The 20447-nt window shown below is 68.5% G+C and carries 21 protein-coding genes and 3 pseudogenes; 12 read left to right on the top strand and 12 right to left on the bottom strand.

Going from position 1 to position 20447, the window contains the following annotated elements; all coding sequences use genetic code 11:
• Positions 1-30: 30 nt before the first annotated feature.
• From TBIF_RS07040 to TBIF_RS24420, 8 genes are all read left to right on the top strand, one after another.
• Positions 31-987: an ABC transporter permease gene (locus tag TBIF_RS07040; protein ID WP_024794130.1), complete on the top strand. Its 957-nt coding sequence runs from the start codon at positions 31-33 to the stop codon at positions 985-987.
• Entirely contained in the window at positions 987-1850 is an 864-nt protein-coding gene (locus tag TBIF_RS07045; RefSeq protein WP_024794131.1) for an ABC transporter permease, read from the top strand. Before TBIF_RS07040 ends, TBIF_RS07045 begins: the two co-directional genes overlap by 1 nt.
• Before the next feature lie 34 nt (positions 1851-1884).
• Positions 1885-3627: a dipeptide ABC transporter ATP-binding protein gene (locus TBIF_RS07050; protein WP_024794132.1), complete on the top strand. Its 1743-nt coding sequence runs from the start codon at positions 1885-1887 to the stop codon at positions 3625-3627.
• Positions 3628-3665: 38 nt separating this feature from the next.
• Entirely contained in the window at positions 3666-4670 is a 1005-nt protein-coding gene (locus TBIF_RS07055) for a TauD/TfdA dioxygenase family protein (RefSeq protein WP_024794133.1), read from the top strand.
• 247 nt (positions 4671-4917) lie between these two features.
• On the top strand, positions 4918-6183 hold the full coding sequence (locus tag TBIF_RS07060) for an ROK family transcriptional regulator (RefSeq protein WP_024794134.1): 1266 nt from the start codon (positions 4918-4920) through the stop codon (positions 6181-6183).
• 161 nt (positions 6184-6344) lie between these two features.
• Positions 6345-6698: an MmcQ/YjbR family DNA-binding protein gene (locus TBIF_RS07065; protein WP_024794135.1), complete on the top strand. Its 354-nt coding sequence runs from the start codon at positions 6345-6347 to the stop codon at positions 6696-6698.
• Positions 6695-8017, top strand: a complete 1323-nt coding sequence (locus TBIF_RS07070; protein WP_024794136.1) for a replication-associated recombination protein A — start codon at positions 6695-6697, stop codon at positions 8015-8017. Before TBIF_RS07065 ends, TBIF_RS07070 begins: the two co-directional genes overlap by 4 nt.
• 98 nt (positions 8018-8115) lie before the next feature.
• Positions 8116-8598 carry an META domain-containing protein gene (locus tag TBIF_RS24420; protein WP_024794137.1) on the top strand — a complete coding sequence of 161 codons (483 nt, stop codon included), beginning with the start codon at positions 8116-8118 and terminating at the stop codon, positions 8596-8598.
• Positions 8599-8665: 67 nt separating this feature from the next.
• Here the strand turns inward: TBIF_RS24420 and TBIF_RS07080 are convergent, their stop codons facing one another.
• The 6 genes from TBIF_RS07080 to TBIF_RS26460 all read right to left on the bottom strand — a co-directional run bounded on the left by TBIF_RS07080 (position 8666) and on the right by TBIF_RS26460 (position 12739).
• On the bottom strand, positions 8666-8965 hold the full coding sequence (locus tag TBIF_RS07080) for an SHOCT domain-containing protein (RefSeq protein WP_024794138.1): 300 nt from the start codon (positions 8963-8965) through the stop codon (positions 8666-8668).
• Positions 8966-9054: 89 nt separating this feature from the next.
• On the bottom strand, positions 9055-9687 hold the full coding sequence (locus TBIF_RS07085) for a hypothetical protein (RefSeq protein WP_024794139.1): 633 nt from the start codon (positions 9685-9687) through the stop codon (positions 9055-9057).
• 141 nt (positions 9688-9828) lie between these two features.
• On the bottom strand, positions 9829-10734 hold the full coding sequence (locus TBIF_RS07090; protein WP_051461399.1) for an SDR family NAD(P)-dependent oxidoreductase: 906 nt from the start codon (positions 10732-10734) through the stop codon (positions 9829-9831).
• A 26-nt stretch (positions 10735-10760) separates the two neighbouring features.
• Positions 10761-11588 carry an enoyl-CoA hydratase/isomerase family protein gene (locus TBIF_RS07095; protein WP_024794141.1) on the bottom strand — a complete coding sequence of 276 codons (828 nt, stop codon included), beginning with the start codon at positions 11586-11588 and terminating at the stop codon, positions 10761-10763.
• Positions 11585-12598 carry a TIGR03617 family F420-dependent LLM class oxidoreductase gene (locus tag TBIF_RS07100; RefSeq protein WP_024794142.1) on the bottom strand — a complete coding sequence of 338 codons (1014 nt, stop codon included), beginning with the start codon at positions 12596-12598 and terminating at the stop codon, positions 11585-11587. The genes TBIF_RS07095 and TBIF_RS07100 overlap by 4 nt, the downstream gene beginning before the upstream one ends.
• A 12-nt stretch (positions 12599-12610) precedes the next feature.
• A complete protein-coding gene (locus TBIF_RS26460; RefSeq protein WP_268746901.1) occupies positions 12611-12739 on the bottom strand; it encodes a hypothetical protein in 129 nt (42 codons plus the stop codon).
• Between the two features lie 134 nt (positions 12740-12873).
• Between TBIF_RS26460 and TBIF_RS07110 the strand changes: the two genes are divergently transcribed.
• Entirely contained in the window at positions 12874-13839 is a 966-nt protein-coding gene (locus TBIF_RS07110; protein ID WP_024794143.1) for an endonuclease/exonuclease/phosphatase family protein, read from the top strand.
• 20 nt (positions 13840-13859) lie between these two features.
• Here TBIF_RS07110 and TBIF_RS07115 read toward each other — a convergent pair whose 3' ends face one another.
• Entirely contained in the window at positions 13860-14825 is a 966-nt protein-coding gene (locus TBIF_RS07115) for a helix-turn-helix transcriptional regulator (protein ID WP_024794144.1), read from the bottom strand.
• Between the two features lie 101 nt (positions 14826-14926).
• Here TBIF_RS07115 and TBIF_RS23130 point away from each other — a divergent pair, with 101 nt between their 5' ends.
• Together TBIF_RS23130 and TBIF_RS07125 are read left to right on the top strand one after the other, a co-directional pair.
• Entirely contained in the window at positions 14927-15292 is a 366-nt protein-coding gene (locus TBIF_RS23130) for a VOC family protein (RefSeq protein ID WP_024794145.1), read from the top strand.
• Positions 15293-15344: 52 nt separating this feature from the next.
• A complete protein-coding gene (locus TBIF_RS07125) occupies positions 15345-16016 on the top strand; it encodes a DNA alkylation repair protein (RefSeq protein WP_024794146.1) in 672 nt (223 codons plus the stop codon).
• Positions 16017-16195: 179 nt separating this feature from the next.
• Here the strand turns inward: TBIF_RS07125 and TBIF_RS07130 are convergent, their stop codons facing one another.
• From TBIF_RS07130 to TBIF_RS07140, 3 genes and pseudogenes are all read right to left on the bottom strand, one after another.
• On the bottom strand, positions 16196-17341 hold the full coding sequence (locus tag TBIF_RS07130) for an RNA polymerase sigma factor (protein ID WP_024794147.1): 1146 nt from the start codon (positions 17339-17341) through the stop codon (positions 16196-16198).
• A 6-nt stretch (positions 17342-17347) separates the two neighbouring features.
• Complete coding sequence (locus TBIF_RS07135; RefSeq protein ID WP_024794148.1) at positions 17348-17755, bottom strand: YciI family protein; 408 nt, start codon at positions 17753-17755, stop codon at positions 17348-17350.
• Between the two features lie 131 nt (positions 17756-17886).
• Positions 17887-18726: pseudogene (locus tag TBIF_RS07140) on the bottom strand (uroporphyrinogen-III synthase); the annotation flags it as partial.
• A gap of 109 nt (positions 18727-18835) precedes the next feature.
• Here TBIF_RS07140 and TBIF_RS23135 point away from each other — a divergent pair.
• Positions 18836-19430: pseudogene (locus tag TBIF_RS23135) on the top strand (dihydrofolate reductase family protein).
• Here the strand turns inward: TBIF_RS23135 and TBIF_RS07150 are convergent.
• Together TBIF_RS07150 and TBIF_RS26705 are read right to left on the bottom strand one after the other, a co-directional pair.
• Entirely contained in the window at positions 19394-20278 is an 885-nt protein-coding gene (locus TBIF_RS07150) for an Lrp/AsnC ligand binding domain-containing protein (protein WP_235174567.1), read from the bottom strand. The pseudogene TBIF_RS23135 and the gene TBIF_RS07150 overlap by 37 nt on opposite strands.
• Positions 20279-20311: 33 nt before the next feature.
• Positions 20312-20434, bottom strand: a pseudogene (locus TBIF_RS26705) (AsnC family transcriptional regulator); the annotation flags it as partial.
• Between the last annotated feature and the right edge of the window lie 13 nt (positions 20435-20447).

The raw sequence follows: 20447 nt of genomic DNA on the forward strand, positions 1-20447 counted from the left end.
CGCTCCGGCCCGCATCTAAGGACGATCACCATGTATCGATATTTGGTCAGCAGGCTCCCGTCGACCCTGCTCGTGCTGTTCCTGGCGTCGGTGGCGATATTTCTGCTGCTGCGACTGGTCCCCGGCGATCCCGCCACCACCCTCGCAGGCGCCGACGCCACGCCCGAGTCCATCGCCGCCATCCGCCACCAGTTGGGCCTCGACACGTCGACTTTCAGCCAGTACATCTCCTGGATTGGCGGGGTCCTCACCCTGGACCTGGGCCAGAGCTTCCAGTTGGGCGGCTCCATCAACGACCTGCTCGGCGCCGCATTGCTCAACACCGTGGTGCTCGCCGGCGCGGCCATGCTCTTCGCGGTGATCGTGGCCCTGGTCCTGTCGTTGTCGTCGGTGATCTGGCCGCGCCGCTGGCTGACCACGCTGGCCAGCTCCGTGAACACCCTCGCGGTCGCACTGCCGCCGTTCGTCACCGGCGTGCTGCTGGTCCTGGTGTTCGCCGTGCTCACCCCCCTGCTGCCGGCCGGCGGCGTGCCCCCGGACGGTTTCCTGGCCCGCCCGGACATCACCTTCCAATATCTGCTGTTGCCGACCATCTGCCTCGGCCTGCCCAGCGCCGCCGCGCTGACCCGGTTCCTCACGGAGTCGCTGCGCACCGAGATGCGCCAGCCCCACGTCCTCACGCAGGAGGCGCTCGGCATCTCCCGCGCCCACATCGTCACCCACGGCGCGCTGCGGGCCGCGCTGCCGCCGGTGGTGACGGTGCTCGGCCTGCAGGTGGGCCACCTGCTGGCAGGCGCCGTGCTGGTCGAGGCGATCTTCACCTGGCCGGGCCTGGGCCTGCTGGTCCAGCAGGCCATCAACGGCCGCGACTACCCGGTGGTGCAGGCGGTGCTGCTGTTCTCCGTCGCCGTGTTCGTCATCGCGCAACTGGCCACCGACCTCGTCCACGCCAAACTCGACCCCCGCATCCGCATCGGAGCCCGCTGATGAGCACCCTGAGCCTCGCCCCCGCCCCAGCCAGTCGCTCCCGCATCCGAATCCCGGCCTTCGGCCGCTCGTTCGGCCAGGGCCAGGGCCTGGTCGGCCTGATCCTCGTCGTCGCCGTGGTGCTGCTCGGCATCGCGGCGCCGCTGCTGACCAAGTACGGGCCGCTGGAGCAGATCCCCGGCGCCAACCTCGTCGGCCCCAGCTCGACGCACTGGTTCGGGACCGACGAGGTCAACCGGGACGTCTTCACCCGCACCTTGTATGGGATCCGGATCAACCTCGTGATCGTGTTCGTCTCGGTGGCCATCGGGGCCACGATCGGCACGGCGCTCGGCCTGCTCTCCTCCCTCAACAGGTGGGCGGACGTGGCCGCTCAACGGGCCTTCGACGTCGTGCTCGCCTTCCCCGCACTGATCCTGGCCATTGCGCTCGCCGCGGTCATCGGCACCGGGGCGGTCACCGTCGGCATCGTCATCATTGTCGTGGAGATCCCCGCCTTCGGCCGTCTTGCCCGCGCGTCCGCGCTGCGGATCCGCGAGCTGCCCTATGTCGAGTCGGCCGAGGTGATCGGCGCGGGGCGCTGGTGGACACTGCGCTCGCACGTCCTGCCCAACGCCGCCGAGCCGCTGGGCGTGCAGATCGCGCTGGCGCTGTCGGTCGCGGTGTTCGTCGAGGGCGCGATGAGCTTCATCGGCATCGGGGTGCAGCCGCCGAGCCCATCGCTTGGCGCCATCATCTCCGGCTCCGTCGCCAACCTCGACGCAAACTCCATGTACGCGGTCGGCCCGCTGCTGGTCGTCACCGCACTGGTGCTCGGCTTCCTGCTCATCGCCCAGGCCCTCGGCCACAGCCGCCGGACCTAGAACTCCGCCTGAGAAGACAAAGGAGAACACGATCATGACTGTGCTCGAGATCCAAGACCTGGTAGTCCAGTTCGACGGACGCCCCGGCCCCGTCGTGGACCACGTCGACCTCACGGTGCACGCTGGCGAGATCGTCGCGCTGGTCGGCGAGTCCGGGTCCGGCAAGTCGCTGACGGCCCGCAGCATCCTCGGGCTCCTGCCCGACGGCGCCCGCACGCGGGGCTCGGTGCGCCTCGGCGGCGTCGAAGTCCTCGGCGCGGACGCCGCCACGCTGCGCGGAGTGCGCGGCACCGGCGCCGCCATGGTGTTCCAGGAGCCGCAGACCGCCCTGAACCCGGTGCAGACCATCGGCACCCAGTTGGCCACCGCGCTGCGGGCGCAAGCGAAGGGCACCAGCGCCCAAGGCTCCAACGCCAAGCTGTCGCGCGCCGAGGCCCGAGGGCAGGCCATCGAGCTGCTGCGCCGGGTCGAGATCCCCGACCCTGCGACGCGGATCGGCTGGTACCCCCACCAGCTCTCCGGCGGGCAGAAGCAGCGCGTGGTGATCGCTCTCGCCCTCTCCGGCAAGCCCCGGCTGCTGATCGCGGACGAGCCCACCACAGCGCTTGATGTGACCGTGCAGGCCGAGATCCTCGACCTGCTGCGCGGCCTCGGCCGGGAGACCGGCGCGGCCGTGCTGCTGATCACCCACAACATGGGCGTCGTCGCGGACATCGCCGACCGCGTCGTGGTGCTGCGGGCCGGACGCGTGGTCGAGAAGCGCGGCGTGTTCGACATCTTCGCCACGCCGCACGTGGACTACACGCGGCATCTGCTCGCCGTCATCCCCCAGCTGCCCGAATCCGCCCAGGTGGCCCCCCGGAATGTCGTCCGCGCGGTCGCGGACCTCCCGGCGCCGGACGCGGATCTAGCTCCGGTGCTCGAGCTCGAGAACGTGGGAGTGTGCTATCCGGCGCGCGGCGGCGCGGCGGCGTTCGATGCTGTGCAAGGCGCCAACCTGATCCTCGCTCCCGGCGAGACCGTCGGCCTCGTGGGCGAGTCCGGCTCAGGTAAAACGACGCTCGGCCGCGCGGCCCTAGGGCTGGAGAAGGCCACCGGCGGGCGGGTGCTGATCTCCGGTGTGGACCTCGCGACCGCGGATCGGGCGCAGCTTCGACTGCTCCGCAAGGGCATCGCGCTGGTGCACCAGGATCCGCAGGCCTCCCTCGACCCACGGTGGAGCGTGGGCCAGTCCGTCGCGGAGTCGCTGCGCGTGCACCGGGTCGCGACGGGGGCCGCCGCGCGGGCACGGGTGGCCCAGGTCCTCGACTCCGTGCGGCTGCCCCGGGACTTCGCCGAGCGCCGCCCCGCCGAGCTCTCCGGCGGCCAGCGCCAGCGGGTGGCCCTGGCCCGCGCCCTGGTCCTGGCCCCGCGTGTGCTCGTGGCCGATGAGCCGACCAGCGCCCTGGACGTGTCCGTCCAGGCCGAGGTCCTCGACCTGTTCGAGGACCTGCGCGCCGAGTACCAGTTCGCGTGCTTGTTCATCAGCCACGATCTGGCCGTGGTGCACCGCGTGGCCGATCGCGTCGCCGTGATGAATGCCGGCCGGATCGTCGAGCTGGGCCCCGCCGACAACGTCCTGCTCGCCCCCGAGCACGACTACACCCGGCGGCTGATCGCCGCCGTGCCCATCCCAGACCCGGTGCGCCAACGCGCGCGCGCCGCATCCGCAGCCCTGCTCGACCCGGCTGTGGAGAACACCGACCGCCACCCGGACGCCATCCGCGTCGCGGTCTAACCATCCAAATAATCACCACAGAGCGAAAAGGAAATTTCATGACTATCCTCGACGTCCGACCCGACCTCGACACGAACATCGCCGCAGCGGAGATCGCCGCGGACATCTACGCAGCCGGCGGCATCACCGTCCACAAGCATGGCCAGCACATCGGCGCTGTCATCGACGGCGTTGCCCTCTCGGGAGACATCTCCGACGAGACCGCCTACGCGATCCAGTACGCCCTCGCTGCGCACCGGGTGATCTTCTTCCGCGGCCAGCATCACCTGACCGATGAGATCCAGTACGCCTTCGGCGGCCGATTCGGCTCCCAGACCACAACCCACCCGACGCTCCGCTCAGACGACAACAAGACCCTGGTCCTCGAGGGTGCCGCCAGCAGCTGGCACACGGACGTCACGTTCATCGACCGCATCCCGAAAGCCTCGATCCTGCGTGCGGTGACCGTGCCGCCTTACGGCGGCGCCACCACCTGGGCCTCGACCATCGCGGCCTACGACCAGCTGCCAGCCCCGCTAAAGGCACTGGTGGAGAACCTGTGGGCGGTGCACTCGAACGCGTACGACTACACCGAGGTGCTCAGCGCGCGCCAGGGCAATCCAAACCTCGCCGGCAAGGGCCAGAACTACGTGAACGAGTTCACCCGGACTGTCTTCGAGACCGAGCACCCGGTGGTGCGGATCCACCCGGAGACCGGCGAGAAGTCGCTGCTGCTGGGCCACTTCGTCAAGGAGTTCATCGGGCTCAAGCCCGCCGAGTCCGCGGCACTGTTCCAGCTGCTGCAGAACCGGGTCACCAAGCTCGAGAACACCACGCGCTGGGCCTGGCAGCTCGGGGACGTCGCCATCTGGGACAACCGCTCCACCCAGCACTACGGCATCTCCGACTACGGCGACAGCCCCAGGAAGATCCACCGCACGACCCTCGCCGGCGACGTGCCCGTGAACGTCAACGGCGAGTCCAGCCGCATCCGCACGGGCGACGCGTCGCACTTCTCCGTCATCGACCAGCCAGCCCGGCTGCCGGGCTTCGCCGCGAACTGATGTGTGCCTGTAAGACGGCGGCGGGGCTGATATTCTCGGCGACATGCCCCGCCGCCGCACTGCCGCACCGCGCGCCACACGCGCAGCCGGCGCGCTCAGCCGCCAAGCGTTGTGTCCGGGCGAGCCATGTCATGGCTGTCGAATTCTCACGCCCTAATTGACCGACCCGCGCCAGCGTCACAGCTGATCACCGCGGCACGGTCTACGCCGCCTCGCCCGCAATGGGCGAAATCGCAAGGACCACACCGTGTTTGCCGCCACTGATCTTCCCCTCCCCTCCGCCCGCGCAGTCCCGTGGACGCCGGCAATCGTGCCGCCCACGTTCGCCATCGCCGGCATCCCCTCCGCGGCTGTATTCCGCGTGCTCACCAGGCGGGGACCGTTGTCTCGGGATGAGATCGCGAAGGCCACCGGCCTGTCCTCCGCCACAGTCAACCGGCAGGTCTCCGCGCTGCTCACCGGTGCCCTGGTCCGAGAGCGGCCAGAGCTCGTCGCGCATGGCGCCATCGGTCGCCCGCCCGTCCCCGTCGACGTCTCCCACGAGTCCTATCTGACCATTGGCATTCACATCGGCGCCCTCGTCACCGCCCTCGTGGCCAGCGACCTGCGTGGCCGCATCATCGGCGCCGCCGACATCCCCACCCCGCGGCAGATCCCCGACCTCGCGCTCGCGCGGATCGCAGCCGGGGCCCGCGCGCTCGCGGCACGTTGGCCCCAACGCGTGCCACTGTGGGTGGGAGTGGCTCTGGGCGGCTCAGTGGACTCCGGCACCGGCGTCGTGCAGCATCCTCGGCTGGCATGGACCGGCGCCCAGGTTGGGCCGGTGCTCAGCCGCGAACTCGTCTTGCCCGTGTCGGTCTCCGGCCATGTGGAGGCGATGGCCGCCGCCGAACTACTGCTGGCCAGAGAACAAGAGAACCGTGAGTTCCAAGGCTCCACGCTGTATTTCTACGCCCGGGAGACCGCCGGCATGGCGCTCAGCTTCGACGGCCAGGTACGGATCCCCACTGCTGGGTCTGGCACCATCGCGCACTTCCCCACCGGATCGGACGCCGTCTGCGCCTGCGGGCGGACCGGCTGCCTGGAGGCCACCGTCGCAGACCACGCGATGCTCGCGCGCGCGCACGGGGAGGGCATCCTCGGCCGCCAAGCCGCCACCATCGACGAGCTGTACCAGGCCGCCCGCCAGGGCTCGGCCGCCGCACGGGAGCTGCTGGCCCGTCGCGCCGAAGCGCTCGGCCGCACAGTGGCGGTGCTCAGCGATACCTTCCGGCCCGACCGCGTGATCCTCGGCGGCCAGGCCTTCACCGAGTATCCGGAGGCCATCGGCCGCGTGGCCGAGGCCATCAAGGGCTCCGCGTCCCTGTCCCACCAGGACATCCGGATCACGGGGTTCGGCGGGCGGGTGCAGGCCCACGCAGCAAGCGTCGTCTCGCTCAGCGCCCTGTACAACGACCCCCTGGGCGCACTGCGGCAATTGGGGGGCGCGCCTAGCCTCAGGCTTTCACGCTGAGTGAGCGGCACGCCGGCCTGCGCGGGGAAGGATCCGGGTTCGGCGCTCCGAGTCATTCGGCCAGCCCTTCCTCACGTGCCCTCCTCGATGTCAGACAAAGTATGTACCGTCGTACGCAGATCCAAATAGCCCCTAACGGTCAGTGTCCCCAGGAGGACGATATGCAGGGCGACACACTCCATCAGCACGCCCGTGACATCGCGGTGTCGCTCGAGGACGTGACCAATGGGCGCCCGTTCACTCCGCACCTCGAAGCGTGGAAGGTGCATAACAAGGTTTTCCTCATCGTCACCGACCATGATCCGGACCTGCAGATCATTACTTTGAAAGTTAATCCCCACGAGGGGGATGCGCTCCGCCGTGCCGTCGACACGATGACGAGCGGTCGCTATTTTGACAAGCGGCATTGGATCTCTATCGGGCCCGGCGCCGGGATCACGAAGCAGCTGATCGAGTACCTAGTGCACGCATCCTACGACCTCGTCGGCGACCGTGCGCTGAGGCGGAAATCGTGAGCGAGGTGCCGTCACTCTTCGACATCGACGACGACTCACGGCCGCTGGCTGATCGGCTCCGGCCGCGCACCCTGCACGATGTCGTCGGGCAGAGCCATATTCTCGGGGCGGACGCGCCGATCGGGCGCATGGTCGACGCTCAGAGACTTGTATCGATGGTGCTGTGGGGACCGCCCGGGTGCGGGAAGACCACGATCGCGCGGCTTCTCGCCGAGCAGACCGACCTGGCGTTCGAACCGCTTTCCGCCACCTTCGCTGGCGTCGCGGACCTCCGGAAAGTGTTTCAAGCAGCGCAGCGCCGGCGCGAGGTCGGTCAGGGCACGCTGCTGTTCGTCGACGAGATCCACCGCTTCAACCGCGCCCAGCAAGACTCGTTCCTTCCCTACGTCGAAGACGGCACCGTAGTCCTCGTCGGCGCAACCACGGAGAACCCCAGCTTCGAACTCAACGGTGCGCTGCTGTCCCGCACCCAGGTCTTCGTTCTAAAGCGCCTCGATGATGTCGCGCTCAGCACCCTCATCACCCGCGCCGAAGCGCTCATCGGTCAGCCGCTACCGCTGACTGATGAGGCTCACCAGGCGCTGATCGCGATGGCGGACGGTGACGGCCGGTACTTGCTGAACATGATCGAGCAGGTGCACGCCCTGCCCGCACCCGTCGACTCGGCCGTCCTCACCGCCGCCGTGCAGAAACGGGTTCCGCTGTACGACAAATCGCAGGAAGGCCACTACAACCTCATCTCCGCGCTTCACAAGTCGATGCGCGGCTCCGACCCTGACGCCGCACTGTACTGGCTGGCACGGATGCTCGACGGCGGTGAAGACCCCCTGTTCATCGCCCGCCGCATCACCCGATTCGCCACCGAGGACATCGGCATGGCCGACCCGAACGCCGTTCAACAGGCCCTCGCCGCCTGGGATGTCTATGACCGCCTCGGTTCACCCGAGGGAGAACTCGCCATCGCGCAAGCTGTCATCTATCTAGCAACCGCGCCGAAGTCGATCGGCGTGTATCGCGGATTCAACAAGGCGCGCGCCGCCGCGAAACGGACTGGATCACTAATGCCGCCCGCGCACATCCTGAACGCCCCGACCCGCCTCATGAAAGACCTCGGCTACGGCGACGGCTACCAGTACGACCCTGACACCGAGAACGGGTTCTCAGGCGCGAACTTTTTCCCCGAAGGCATCCCCCGACAAACCTTCTACGAACCCTCCACCGAGGGATATGAGCGAACCATCTCCGCACGGTTACACCACTGGGCCCAGCTCCGGGACAAGGACGTCAGTGGCCCCACTCTCGAATCCGATGCAGACTGACTCCCTCTGGCCTTGTCCCCGGACGTGTCCTCCAACCATTCCCGTGACCCGGCCACTCGCAGCCAATAAGTCGACAGGAGGCCAGATATCATCGCCGCATGCATTCTCATCGCACGTTTCGCCGCCCATCCACCCTGCTCGTCACAGTGGCAGCGCTCTCCGCGCTCGCACTGACCGCGTGCAGCAACAGCGAGCGCGCCTCGACCGAGACCACTACCGCAAAGCCGACGACATCGACGACCACAACGGCCGCTGGCGCCTCGCTCGGCGGCAAGACGTTCACCGCCACCGAGATCACCGGCCACACGCTCGTCGAGGGCAGCGAACTGACGATCGCGTTCGAGGACGAGACGATCGCGGTGCGGGCCGGCTGCAACAGCATGCACGGCGGCTACACCTTCGACGAGGCCACGCTCGCGGCGCCGATGTTGGCGGGCACCATGATGGCCTGCGAGCCTGAGCTGATGGACCAGGACCAGTGGGTCGGCGCATTCCTCGCCGCCGCGCCCGACGCCGAACTGTCCGGCAAGACGCTGACCCTGACCTCCGGCGAGACCGCCATCGTGCTCACCCAGGATTAGCTCCACGATGAATGGGAGGGTCCGCCGAATTCGGCGGACCTCCCATTCATCTGAAGTTCTAGCGCGGCTATCCGAGAAGTTTGGCCTTCTGCGCCACGAATTCCTCCTCGGTCAGGATTCCCGCGTCCCGCAATTCTGCGAACTTCTTCAATTGCGCGATCACGTCATCCGCAGAAGGCGCGGCTGGCGCGGCAGGCTCCGCGGGGGGCAGGTATACCGGCGGCGCGACCGGCGGCGGTTGTAGCGCGGCCCGTTTCGCCTCGGCCCTGGCCGCCTCGTTATGCGCGACCCTGGTCGCAGTCTTCGTGATCACCGCGGTGCGGGCCACCGATCCCAGCAAACTTCCCCGACGTCGACGACCTGGCATGATTTCTCCCCTCGTCGGCCGCGAACACGGCCGCTAATGATCCCAATCTAGCCGTCAACTCCCGGACGGGACAGAGCGGCGGAACGAGGTTAGGCCGGAGCCGACTGCCACTGCTGGCGCATGGAGCGCTCCCGGTCGATCATCCGGGACTGCGCCAGCCCACCCGCGATGATCAGCACGATGTACAGCGCATACCACCACCAGTCCACATTGACCGACGTGACGGTGACGTCGTCGAACTCCACCGTGTTGATCTGGTTGAACAGCAGCATCACACCGCCGACAATCGCGACCGCGCCGCCCAGCGCGCTGAGGATCACGAGCAGCACCGACGGCAAGTCCACGGCCAGAGTCAGGATCGCCAGCAGGACGCCGATGACGACGCCGACCAGCACGATCACCCAGTCCCACGTGACGCCCAGCGCGGCCATCGCGCCCGCGCCGAGGGCGAAGCCCACCGACGACATCGCCAGCACCACCGCCACCGCGTAATACAGGTAGGCCAGCACGGAGAAGACGACCGCCAGAACAATGCCGGCGGTCCAGCCCATCGCGGTCGCGAAGAATCCGTCGCCGCTGATCGCCGCGACCAGAGCGGCCCCCAGGTTCAGGCCCACGAAAGCGCCCCAGATGGCAATGACGAACCGCATTGCGATGATCCCGCGGAAACAGAAGACGGCGCCGACCAATATGGCCAGGATTCCAATCACGATGTCAGACATGCGGAAACAGTACCTCGCTGCATTTCCCGATACCCACGAATGCCCGTCGCCACTCAGGCCGGAAGATAGCGTCCCCAATAGGAACTCCAGTGCACAGCAATCAATGTCACCGCCGCCGGAATGGGAGCAGCCCATCGTCTCCTAGGACGTGAGCGTCGCGGACAGGGTCCACAGGGCTTCGGCGGTCTCGGGGTCTGTCGCGTGCTCGGCGGCCACCCCCAATGCGCAGTCGGCGAGGTATGCGCCGCCGAGGGTGTCGAGCTCGGGTGCGGTGGCGCCCCACACGGACGTCGCCGCGGCCTCGGGGATGGCCTTGAGATTGGCGAGCGAGTTCTTGGTGTCCGCGGCCATGCGCTTCATCTCGGCCATGTCATCGCGGGACATGTGGCGCGCGATCCCGGTGGCGCACACGCCGGGATGCACCGCGAACGCGCGTAGTCCCTGGTCCCCGAACCTCCGTTGCAGCTCAACGGTCATCAGCGCGTTCGCGGACTTGGACTGCCCGTAGGCCACGAACTTGTTGTACTCGCGCTCCACGAAGTTCGGGTCCGCGAGGTCTACGGGGTGCGCCTTGTGCGCGTCCGAGGACAGCGTGATCACCCGGGCGGGGACGCCCGATCTTTCCGCCGCCGCGATCAGCGCGGGCAGCAGCGCCGTGGTGAGTGCGAAGTGGCCCAGGTGGTTGACGCCGAACTGCAGCTCGAAATCGTCCCGAGTGCGCGCGAAGGGCGTGTACATCACCCCCGCGTTGTTGATCAGTATGTCGATCGGGAGGCCGCGATCGGCGATCCGATCACCAAGCGCGCGAACGCAATCTAGATCGGCCAGGTCGACGCCGAGTATGTCCAGCTCCGCGCCGGGGTGCGCGTCCCAGATCCGGGCCGCGACGGCCTCCGCCGCGGAGATCGCGCGCGCGGCGAGAATCACGCGTGCGCCGGCGGCGGCCAGGGCCCGCACGGTCTCCGTGCCGAGGCCGCCGGCCGGGCCGGTGACCAGGGCCGTGCGGCCACCCAGGTCGACGCCGTCCAAGACTTCGTCGGTAGTCATCGGGGGCGTGCTTATTGCGGGCCGGCTCATTGCGGGTCGATCTCCTGCCAGTCGGTGGATAATCTCGAATCCCATTGGGGTGCACGGCGGTCCATGAATGCTCGGACTCCCTCTGCGGCATCGTGCGTGCCCATCACCCGCAGGTGCAGCTCGGTTTCCAGCTCCGCTACCCGATCCGGCGAATATCCGCGGGCCGCGCCCTGCCACAGCAGCCGCTTGGACAGCGCGGCCGACATCGGGGAGACATTGATCGCGATGTCCCGGGCGGCCTCGAGCGCGGCGGGCAGCACCTCCTCCGCCGAGAGGCAGCGGCTGGCCAAACCCAGCCGCACCGCCTCGACGCCGTCGAAGGTGCGCCCCGTCAGCAGCACGTCGGCGGCCACCGCGAGCCCGGCGATGTGCGGAACAGTCCAGTGCGACATGGCGTCTGGAATCACGCCGCGGCGAACCTGAGGGATCGAGTACTTGGCGTCGGCGGCGAGGATCCGGATGTCGGCCTGCATCGCGATAGTCAGCCCGATGCCGATGGCGTGCCCGTTCACCGCCGCGATGACCGGCTTGCGCAGGTCGAACGCCGGCGGGTTGATCGGCGAGGCAGTGAACGTGTCGGCGGCAGGGGCATCGAAAACATCCTCCGGCCCGGCCCCCTTCCCTCCGCCCAGGTCCGCCCCCGCGCAGAAGGCGGGCGGCGTGCCGGTCAAGACGATGGCCCGGACCGCGTCGTCCGCGTCAAGGTTCCGATACGCCTCCCCCAGCGCCCGGCCCATCTCCTTCGTGAACGCGTTGCGACGCTCCGGCCGGTCGAGGGTGATCAGCGCGACGCCGTCGCCGACCTCCACCCGCAGTCCGCTCATGACGCGGCCTGCAGCGCCGAGATCAGCTCTGCGATATTGACATCCGACACCGGATAACCGGGGAAGTAGCAGCACACCCGGTCCGCGTGGTCACCGAATCGGGCGACGATCTGCGCCGCGCACTCCTCGGGGGTGCCGTGTACCGCGAGCTCGCTCACCATGTCGGCGTCGATCAGCTCCGCCATCGCTGCGAACTCGCCGCGCTTGGACAGCGCGTTCAGCTCCGGCTGCACGTCCACCCAGCCCTCGACCTCGAGCACCGGCCGATACGCGGGGGTGGAGCCGTAGAACCCGAGCAGGCCCCGCACACCCCGCGCGGCCGCGTCGAGCTCCTCGGCCGTGCGGCCCACCCCCACGATGACCTGCGGGTAGATCGCGAAGTCATCCCGGGTCCGGCCGCCGCGCGCGAGGCCCTCCTCGATTGCGGGCAGGGTCCGCTCCTGGAAATGCCGGGCCGAGTTGAACGGCATGACGAGCAGCCCGTCCGCGACCTCCGCGGCGGCCCGCGTCATCAGCGGGCCCAGTGCGCCGAGGCAGATCTCCGGCGGCCCATAGGGATTGGGGCCGGGGTTGAAGGTGGGCGGCATCAGGGTGTGCGTGCTGAACTCGCCCTGGAACTTGAGCGGGGCCTGCCCCTCCCACGCGGCGAAGATCGCCTTGATGGCGAGCACCGTCTCGCGCATGCGGGCCGCCGGCTTCGACCACTGCGATCCGTACCGCTTCTCGATGTGCGGCTTGATCTGCGAGCCGAGGCCGAGGCGGAACCGTCCGCGGGTGAGCGACTGCAGATCGTAGGCGGTGTGCGCCAGGTGCAACGGGCTGCGGGGCAGCGCAATCGCCACGTTGGTCATCAGGTCCGCCTCCACTGCGCCCGCCGCCGCGGCCAGCGGCAGGAACACGTCATGCGCACCCTCGAACGTGAACAGCCCGTCCGCGCCCAACGCGACCAGTTCCCGCGCCCGCTCAGCCGCGTTTTCGGGCCGGCCGTTCAATTGCACGTCGACCTTCATCGCCGTACCTCCCTAGCTAGTGTCGGTAACCGCAGCGATGTCCGCAACCTCGGCCCGCTGCGCGATGGCGGCGACCGTCGTCTGCTGGCAGCGCACCGCCGCGAGCAGACGCCGAGTGGTGGCTAGGTTCTCAGTCTGCACAATTGCATGCTAGGTCGTTACTCAGGCCCGCAGCTCGTCCAGAACACGAAGACTTGAGGCGTGCGGCGATTAGCCGAGGCATCGCCCGTCGTAGACAAAGACTTGGGGACGCGCACACGCTGTTACCGTTCCGTATGGCCATCACCAGAGACAATGTCTTGGCGCGCCGCGCAGCACAGGCCGCCGGCGTCGCTGGCATCACGATCGGCATTGTCGCCGTCGTCGCGATGTATTCCACCGGCCCGATCAACCCGTTGATCGCCGCGGCCTCGTTTGTCCCGTTTCTGCTCGCGGTGACACTCCTCGCCGCACTGATCTGCCTGGCGTTCCGGCGCTGGATCCTGCTGGGAATCTCAGTGGCTCTGCTGGGGGTCGGCGCATCCGCGATCAGCCCAATGTATGTGGCGAACGGCGCTCGCGCCGAGGGTACGACGGTGCGGGTGATGCAGGCGAACCTGCTGTTCGGTCAGGCGGATCCCGACAGCCTGACCAGGACCGTGCGCGAGCGGTCGATCGACGTGCTCACCGTCCAGGAGTTGACTGAGACCCTGGCGGCATCGCTGCGGGCCGCGGGCCTTGAGCAGCTGCTGCAATACCAATACCTGATACCGGATGAGCGCGGCGGTGGCGGTGCCGGGATCTACAGCCGCTACCCGCTGACAGATACCCGCGAGCTGGACGGTTACGGACCCACGAATCTTGGGGCCGAGGTGGGGTTCTCCACCCCTTTCACCCTGTTGGCGGTACACCCTGGGCCGGCGTACGTGACTCCGCCCGATATCTGGACAAACGAGCTGCGCAACCTGCGCGCCGCGCTTGAGACGGCTGCCGCGAGCGACACCATCATCGTCAGCGGCGATTTCAACACCACCTACCTGCACAAGCAGTTCCGCGACCTGCTCGCTGTCGGATACTCCGACGCCGCAGAACAATTGGGCGCCGGCATAGTGCGGACGTACCCTGCGGACAAGCGTTACCCGGCCGTCATCGGCATCGACCACGTGCTCCTGAGGGGCGCGCAGGCGCAGACGCTTGAGCGCGTCGAGATCGAAGGCTCAGATCACCACGGCCTGATCGTCGATGTGGTGATCCCGAGCTAACCGGCGCGGATCATCTGCTCCTACGCTGGAGCATTGTGCCTGCGGGTGATTTCCGCGGCGAGCCGCCCGATGAGCTGGCGGGCCTGGGGCGGATCGACGACCTCGATGTGGTCGGTGAACTGCATCAACTGCCGCACACCGTCGAGATGGTCGTAGCCGACCACGATCCGGACTTGATCGGCATCGCTTGTCGGCTCGACCGACAGCAGCCGCTTGCCGAGGATGCGGCGGGCAAGGTCCTCCGTCGTCGCGTCGAGCAGGGCCGTCACGCGAACGCCGCCCCGCCCCTCAAGCGCGCCCACGAGGCTGGCCGCCACCTCCTCGAGGGTGACGTCGGCGCGGATTGACCGGTCCTCATCGAGCAGCGTCCAGGACCGGAGCCGGGTGAGCGCGTACATGCGCGTCGCGCCTTCCGCGTCGGCAATCAGGTACCAGCGACTCCCCCGGCTGAGCAGGCCATAGGGGTCCACGACGCGCTCGCGCCAGGCCCTTTCCCCACTGGGCCGATAATCGATCCGTAGACGTTTTCCCCGACGCAGGTCACGGGCCAGCGCGGACACGTCGATCTCCGTATCGGGCTCGAACCAGCCGGAATTGTCGATGGCGACGACGTCGCTCAGTGTCAGCAGCCCCGCGTCGGACTTGGGCCTCCAGGGTTTCCGGGCGGAGAGCTTCTGGGTGGCGCTGCGCGCGGCCGCCTCAATTCCGAGCTGCCGGGCCCGCGCCAGGTCGACGCCGATCAGCTCCAGCACCTCCGCCTCGCTCCCCGTCAGGCGGCTCACGTCCACCTCGGCGCCGGGCAGGAGCGCGATTCCGCCGTATCGGCCCCGCTCCGTGACCACGGGAACGTCCGCGGCCGCCAGCGCATCGATGTCGCGCAAGATCGTGCGCGTGGAGACGCCGAACTGCTCCGCCAGGTCCGCTGCCGTCATCCGCCTGTTCGCCTGCAGTGCCACGAGGATCGCCAACAGCCGTTGTGGGCGCACTTTTCAACTCCTCGCGGATAAGTGGACATGGATTGTCATCTATAGGTGGCATCGTAGAAGACGCCCACCACTTATCCGCACACTTCGAGGAGGCTGCGACGATGAGCGCACCCAACCTGTTTCTGGTCTACGTGACCGACATCGAGCGATCCACCACGTTCTACCAGGACCTTTTCAACATCGAGCCTGTCATGCTCACACCGCGCTACGTGCCGTTCGAGGTCGCGCCCGGCGTCCTTTTCGCGCTGTGGAGCGGCCGGCCCGAGAACGCCGCGCGGACCACACCGCGCACCTCCGAGGTCGGACTAATGGTGCCGGGCTCGGCCGCCGCGGTCGACGCCGTGCACGCCACCTGGACGGCGCAGGGCGTGACCGTCATCGAGGAGCCCCACGACGAGGTCTTCGGGCGGACCTTCGTCGTGGCCGACCCGGACGGGAACCTGATCCGCGTCTCGCCCGTCGACTGATCCCTGCCTTCTCGCAGTAGGCTGGCCAGCACCGACGAGACGGGAGGCTCGCATGGCCGCGACGGGCACGACGGCTGCCGAGGTGCTGGCCGAGTTGGCCACGCTCGAGGAGCCGAAGGCGCGGGCGATCAATGAGCGCCACGGCGACGACCACGGCGTGAACTTGACCAAGCTGCGCGCCATCGCGAAGCGGCTCAAGGCCGCGCCCGAGCTCTCCCGCGAACTGTGGGCCGCCGGCGACACCGCGGGGCGGCTGGTCGCGATCCTGATTTGCCGGCCGAAGGCCCTGGGGCTCGAGGAGCTCGACGCGATGCTCCGCGACGCGCGCACGCCCAAAGTCCACGATTGGCTCGTGAGCTACGTGGTGAAGAAGAGTCCGCACGCCGAGGAGTTGCGCGTGGCCTGGACAGCCGATCCCGACCCGGTGGTCGCGAGCGCCGGATGGGCGTTGACCAGCGAGCGTGTCGTGAAGAAGCCTGCTGGACTTGAGCTTTCAGGAATCTTGGACATCATCGACGCTGAGATGACGGACGCGCCGGAACGGCTGCAATGGGCGATGAACAACGTGCTGGCGCAAATCGGGATCGAGCACCCCGATCTGCGCGACCGGGCCATCGACATCGGCGAGCGCCTCGAGGTGTTCAAGGACTACCCGACGCCCCCGAATTGCACCTCGCCGTTCGCGCCCATCTGGATCGCGGAGATGGTGCGGCGGCGGAGCTAGCCCGCGGCCAGGCTAATCGTGAGCTGAGGCCCTGCTATCGGCCAACTCCCTGTCCCGCACAGAATCCAAGAACTCCATGCCGCTTAGCTCAGCGACCGCCGGGTTCGCCCCGAGAGTCTTTGCCAGGCGCCGTCGTGTCCGTCCGACCGGATCACGAAGAGCCAGGTCTGCACGGCGTATTAGCCCCGCAGCAGCGCGTTCAAGCGTGCGGCCTGGCGCGTGAGGTGATCGCGTTCGGGGACGCTCGACGCCGCGCGGCCAGCCTCCGCGTAGAGCCGAGCCGCAGCCTCCAATTCTCCGGCCCGCTCGCGCAGGTACGCCTCCACGGCCGCGTATCGGGGAAGTGCAGGATCGAGTTCTGCCAGCGCGGCGAGACCCCCGCGCGGGCCATCTGCCTCACCCACTGCGACGGCGCGATTGAGGCGGACCACTGGGCTGTCATTGAGCCGCGTCAGCTCGTCGTACCACTCGACGATCTGCACCCAGTCTGTCTCCTCGGCCGTCTGCGCATCGGCGTGCAGGGCCGCAATCGCAGCCTGAGTTTGATACTCCCCCAAGCGGTCTCGCGAAAGAGTCGCCTGCAAGATCGCGATGCCCTCGACGATCATCTCCGTGTCCCACAGGCTGCGGTCCTGCTCGGCGAGCGGGACGAGCGCGCCATCTGCCGAGGTCCGCGCCGGCCGTCGGGCATGGTGGAGCAACATGAGAGCGAGTAGGCCCGCAACCTCCGCGTGGTCGATCGCGGCCGACAACTGCCGGGTGAGCCGGATCGCCTCAGCGGCGATGTCGACGTCGCCGGAGTAGCCCTCGTTGAACACGAGATACAGCACCCGCAGCACCGTGGCAATGTCCCCGGGCGCATCAAGCCGGACGCCCGCGACAGTCCTCTTGGCACGCGAGATGCGTTGGGCCATCGTCGGCTCCGGCACGAGGTACGCCTGCGCGATCTGCCGCGTCGTTAGGCCGCCGACCGCGCGCAGCGTCAACGCGACGGCCGAGGCCGGGGTCAGCGACGGGTGCGCGCACAGAAAATACAACCGCAGGGTGTCGTCGCCCGTCGCGGCGGGGCCGGGCGTGGTCTCGGCGCCGAACTTCTCCTCGCGGCGCCGTCGGGCATTATCTGCGCGGATAGCGTCGAGTGATTTGCGCCAGGCGACGGCGACCAGCCAGGCCTTCGGGTCCCGGGGCGGACTATCCGGCCAGATCCGCCAGGCCTCGACCAGAGCCTCCTGGACGGCGTCCTCGGCCAGCGCGAAATCTGCCCCGCGGCGAACCAGGATCCCGATCACCGAGGGAACCAGTGTCCGCAGCAGGGCCTCGTCCATCATCCGTCAGTGCTCGAACTCCGGGGGCGCACCCAGGAACGGGCGCACCTCGAGCCACTCATGGATCGGCTTCCCGCCCGCGCCCGGGGCCGCCGACAACTCGCCCGCCAACTCCACCGCACGGTCATAGTCCTCGACGTCGATTACCATCCAGCCCGCGATCAGGTCCTTCGTCTCCGCGAACGGGCCGTCGGTGACCGGGGGCTTCCCCTCCCCGCCGTAGCGGACCCAAGAGCCCTCCGGCGCGAGCGCCTGGCCGTCGACGAACTCGCCGGTGGACTCGAGCCGGCCGGCGAAATCATTCATGTACTTGATGTGCGCCGAGACCTCCGCCGGCGTCCACTGGTCCATCGGCACATCGTTGACCGCCGCCGGCGCGCCGCGGTAGTGCTTGAGCAAAAGGTACTTGGTCATCATGTCCTCCTTGGAGAGTCAGACCCCATTGTGGGCGTCTCACTACGGGGACGCAGCCGGTAGCGGGTTCTCGACATCGCGGCACTGCCGTCGCCGCGGCTCGACCGTGAGGATGGGCGCGAAGGTGGTCACGCGCGGTGCGGCAGCTCCGCCTCCAGCAGCCTCGCGAGGTCGCCGAGGCGCGAGCGCTCCGGAACGCTCGTCGGTACGTCGAGGATCGTCAGCGGTGCGGCGGTGACGATCCCGACGCAGGCCGCCAGCACGGGCCCGCGCAGCGCGGCGAGCATCGGCTCCAATCGGCCAGTGTCCTGCGCCCGGGTCAGCAGGGACGCGACGGCAGGGGCGCTGGTGAACGTCACCGCGTCCAACTCGCCGGCGCAGATCTGCCCGACCATCGCGTCGAGCCCCTCAGGGCTGGTCGGCGGCATCCAGCGGTAGACGGGCACGGGGACGACGTCGGCACCGGCTTTCGAGAGCTCCCCGCACAGGTCGACGGTCGGCTCCCAGACGGTGGGCGTGCCGTGCAGCTGCACCGCGATCCGCACGCCCCCGACGCCCTCCGCCACCAGGTGCTCGAGGACCTCGCTGGAGGACTCCGAGGCGGGCGACCAGCTCTCTCGCAGGCCCGATGCCCGCGCCGCGCCCTTCGCCTTGGGTCCGCGGACGATCAGACGGGCAGGCTTGAGCGCCTCGACCAGCCTGAGCCCCTGTGCCTCGGCGTACTCCACCCACCCCCGGAAGCCGATCGCGGTGGTGGCGACCACGACCTGCGGCGGGTTCGCGAGCACCGATGCCGTGGCCAAAGCCAGCCCGGCGTCGTCCTCGAGCGGGATGACGCGGATGGCGGGCGTGTGGACGACCTTCGCGCCGCGCCGGGTCAGCAGGTTCGCGAACTCCTCGGCCCGGCGGGCGGCGGTGACACCGATAGTGAAACCGGCCAGGGGCTGTGACACTTCGCGCTCGATTGCCATGTCGCTGACCCTACCGAGGAGGCCGCGTAGACCCCGCCACGGAATCTGGTGGCAGGGTGGAGGTGATGTCGCCATCGCGACGATGGCGACCGACAGGGCTGGAGCGCTCATAGGCCTCATTTGCATCGACCTGTTCACCACGCTCGACGGCGTCGAGCAAGCACCTGGCGGACCAGAAGAGGATGCCGACGGCGCCTTCGCGTTCGGCGGCTGGCAGGCCCCGCTGATCGACGAGGTCGTCGGCGACCAGATCTCCGCCGGAATGGCGACGATGGACGCGCTGCTGCTCGGGCGCCGCACCTACGACATCTTCGCCGCGTACTGGCCCCGCCCGCATCCCCAAATACGTGGCCTCCCGCCAGGCTCCCGCTCTCGAGTGGGACCGCTCGGCGCAGCTCGGGCCGGATGTTGCCTCCGCGGTCCACGAGCTGCGCGACCGACACGAGGAAACCCACGTCATCGGCAGCCTCAACTTCGCCCAGACCCTCTTCGCGCGGAGGCTCTTCGATCGGCTCACGCTCTGGGTGTATCCCATCGTCCTCGGCGGCGGTAAAAGGGTCTTCGACGACGGCGTGCTGCCCGTGAACTTTCGGCTCCTCGAGCCGGCCATCACTTCTCCCCGCGGCGCGGTGCAACTGCGCTACGCGCTGGCGGCTAGCCCCAATCGTCAGCTACCGTCCGACACCCGCCCACCGGCGGTGTAGGGAACGAAGACACCGGTATTGCGTCCGAGATGGTCGAGCATCCAGCCCAACCGTTTGACCTGGCGCAAAATCACCGCGGAGTCCACAACCTGGAGTGGGGCCAGGTCGTGCTCAAGGCGCTGTTGCATGCCCATGGCGTCCGAGGCCGACCGGCTCCACGTGCTGACCAGGAGATTCGCACGGCCGGGGATGCTGACCACCTGGCGGACGGACGGGACGGTCCGCAGGTGGCTCACACACGCGGGCACGTCGGTAATCGGGACGTGGCACCACCACTGCACCACGATTGGGGCGGCGGTGAGCCCTTGGGCGACCTCGCACCGGAAGGTGAGCGCGTCGGAGCTGAGCAGGTGCCCGAGTTGACGGCGCACCGTCGACAGCGGCCGGTCGGTCAGTCGCGCCAAGTCCGCCGCGGTACGACGACCATCCTCTGCCAGCGCCCGAGCAAGGTCCACGTGCGGGTCAGCCCAGGGGTTCAGCGTTACCGGTCGGTCCTCGGCGCCACCTGTCAGTGGCAACCGAGAGACGGCCTGGGCGCGCTGGTGATCCAGCCCGCCGATCCGCCAGCTACTGGCATCGATGTGGGCCTTGGCGACGAGGTGCGTGCGGACACCGAGGACTCCGGGCAGGCCCGGCAGGTCATCGAGGATGAGGCCGGCCAGGTCCTGCAGCGATAACCCGACGATCGTGACGACCAAGCTGTACTCGCGAGCGGATTCTTCGACCGTGACGACCGTGGGCCACGTGGCCAGTTCCCGGGCGAGCCCACTCGCATGGCCGCTCACGCAGGAGATTTCCGCGATGGCCAACTGGTTCCCATGCAGGCCCTGCACCCGCGGATACGCCATGACCCAGGCGCTGCCATCGGCGCGGAGTTGGTCCCAGCGGCGGCTCAGAGTCGACGGAGTCGTGCCGAGCGCACCCGCTAATTGGGTCCATGTCGCCCGGGGCCTCAACTGGAGAGCATGGATGAGCGAAAAGTCCTCTTCGTCCAGTGTTCTCATAGCTATCTCGCAG

Source organism: Tomitella biformata AHU 1821, assembly GCF_000524475.1.
Lineage (GTDB): Bacteria > Actinomycetota > Actinomycetes > Mycobacteriales > Mycobacteriaceae > Tomitella > Tomitella biformata.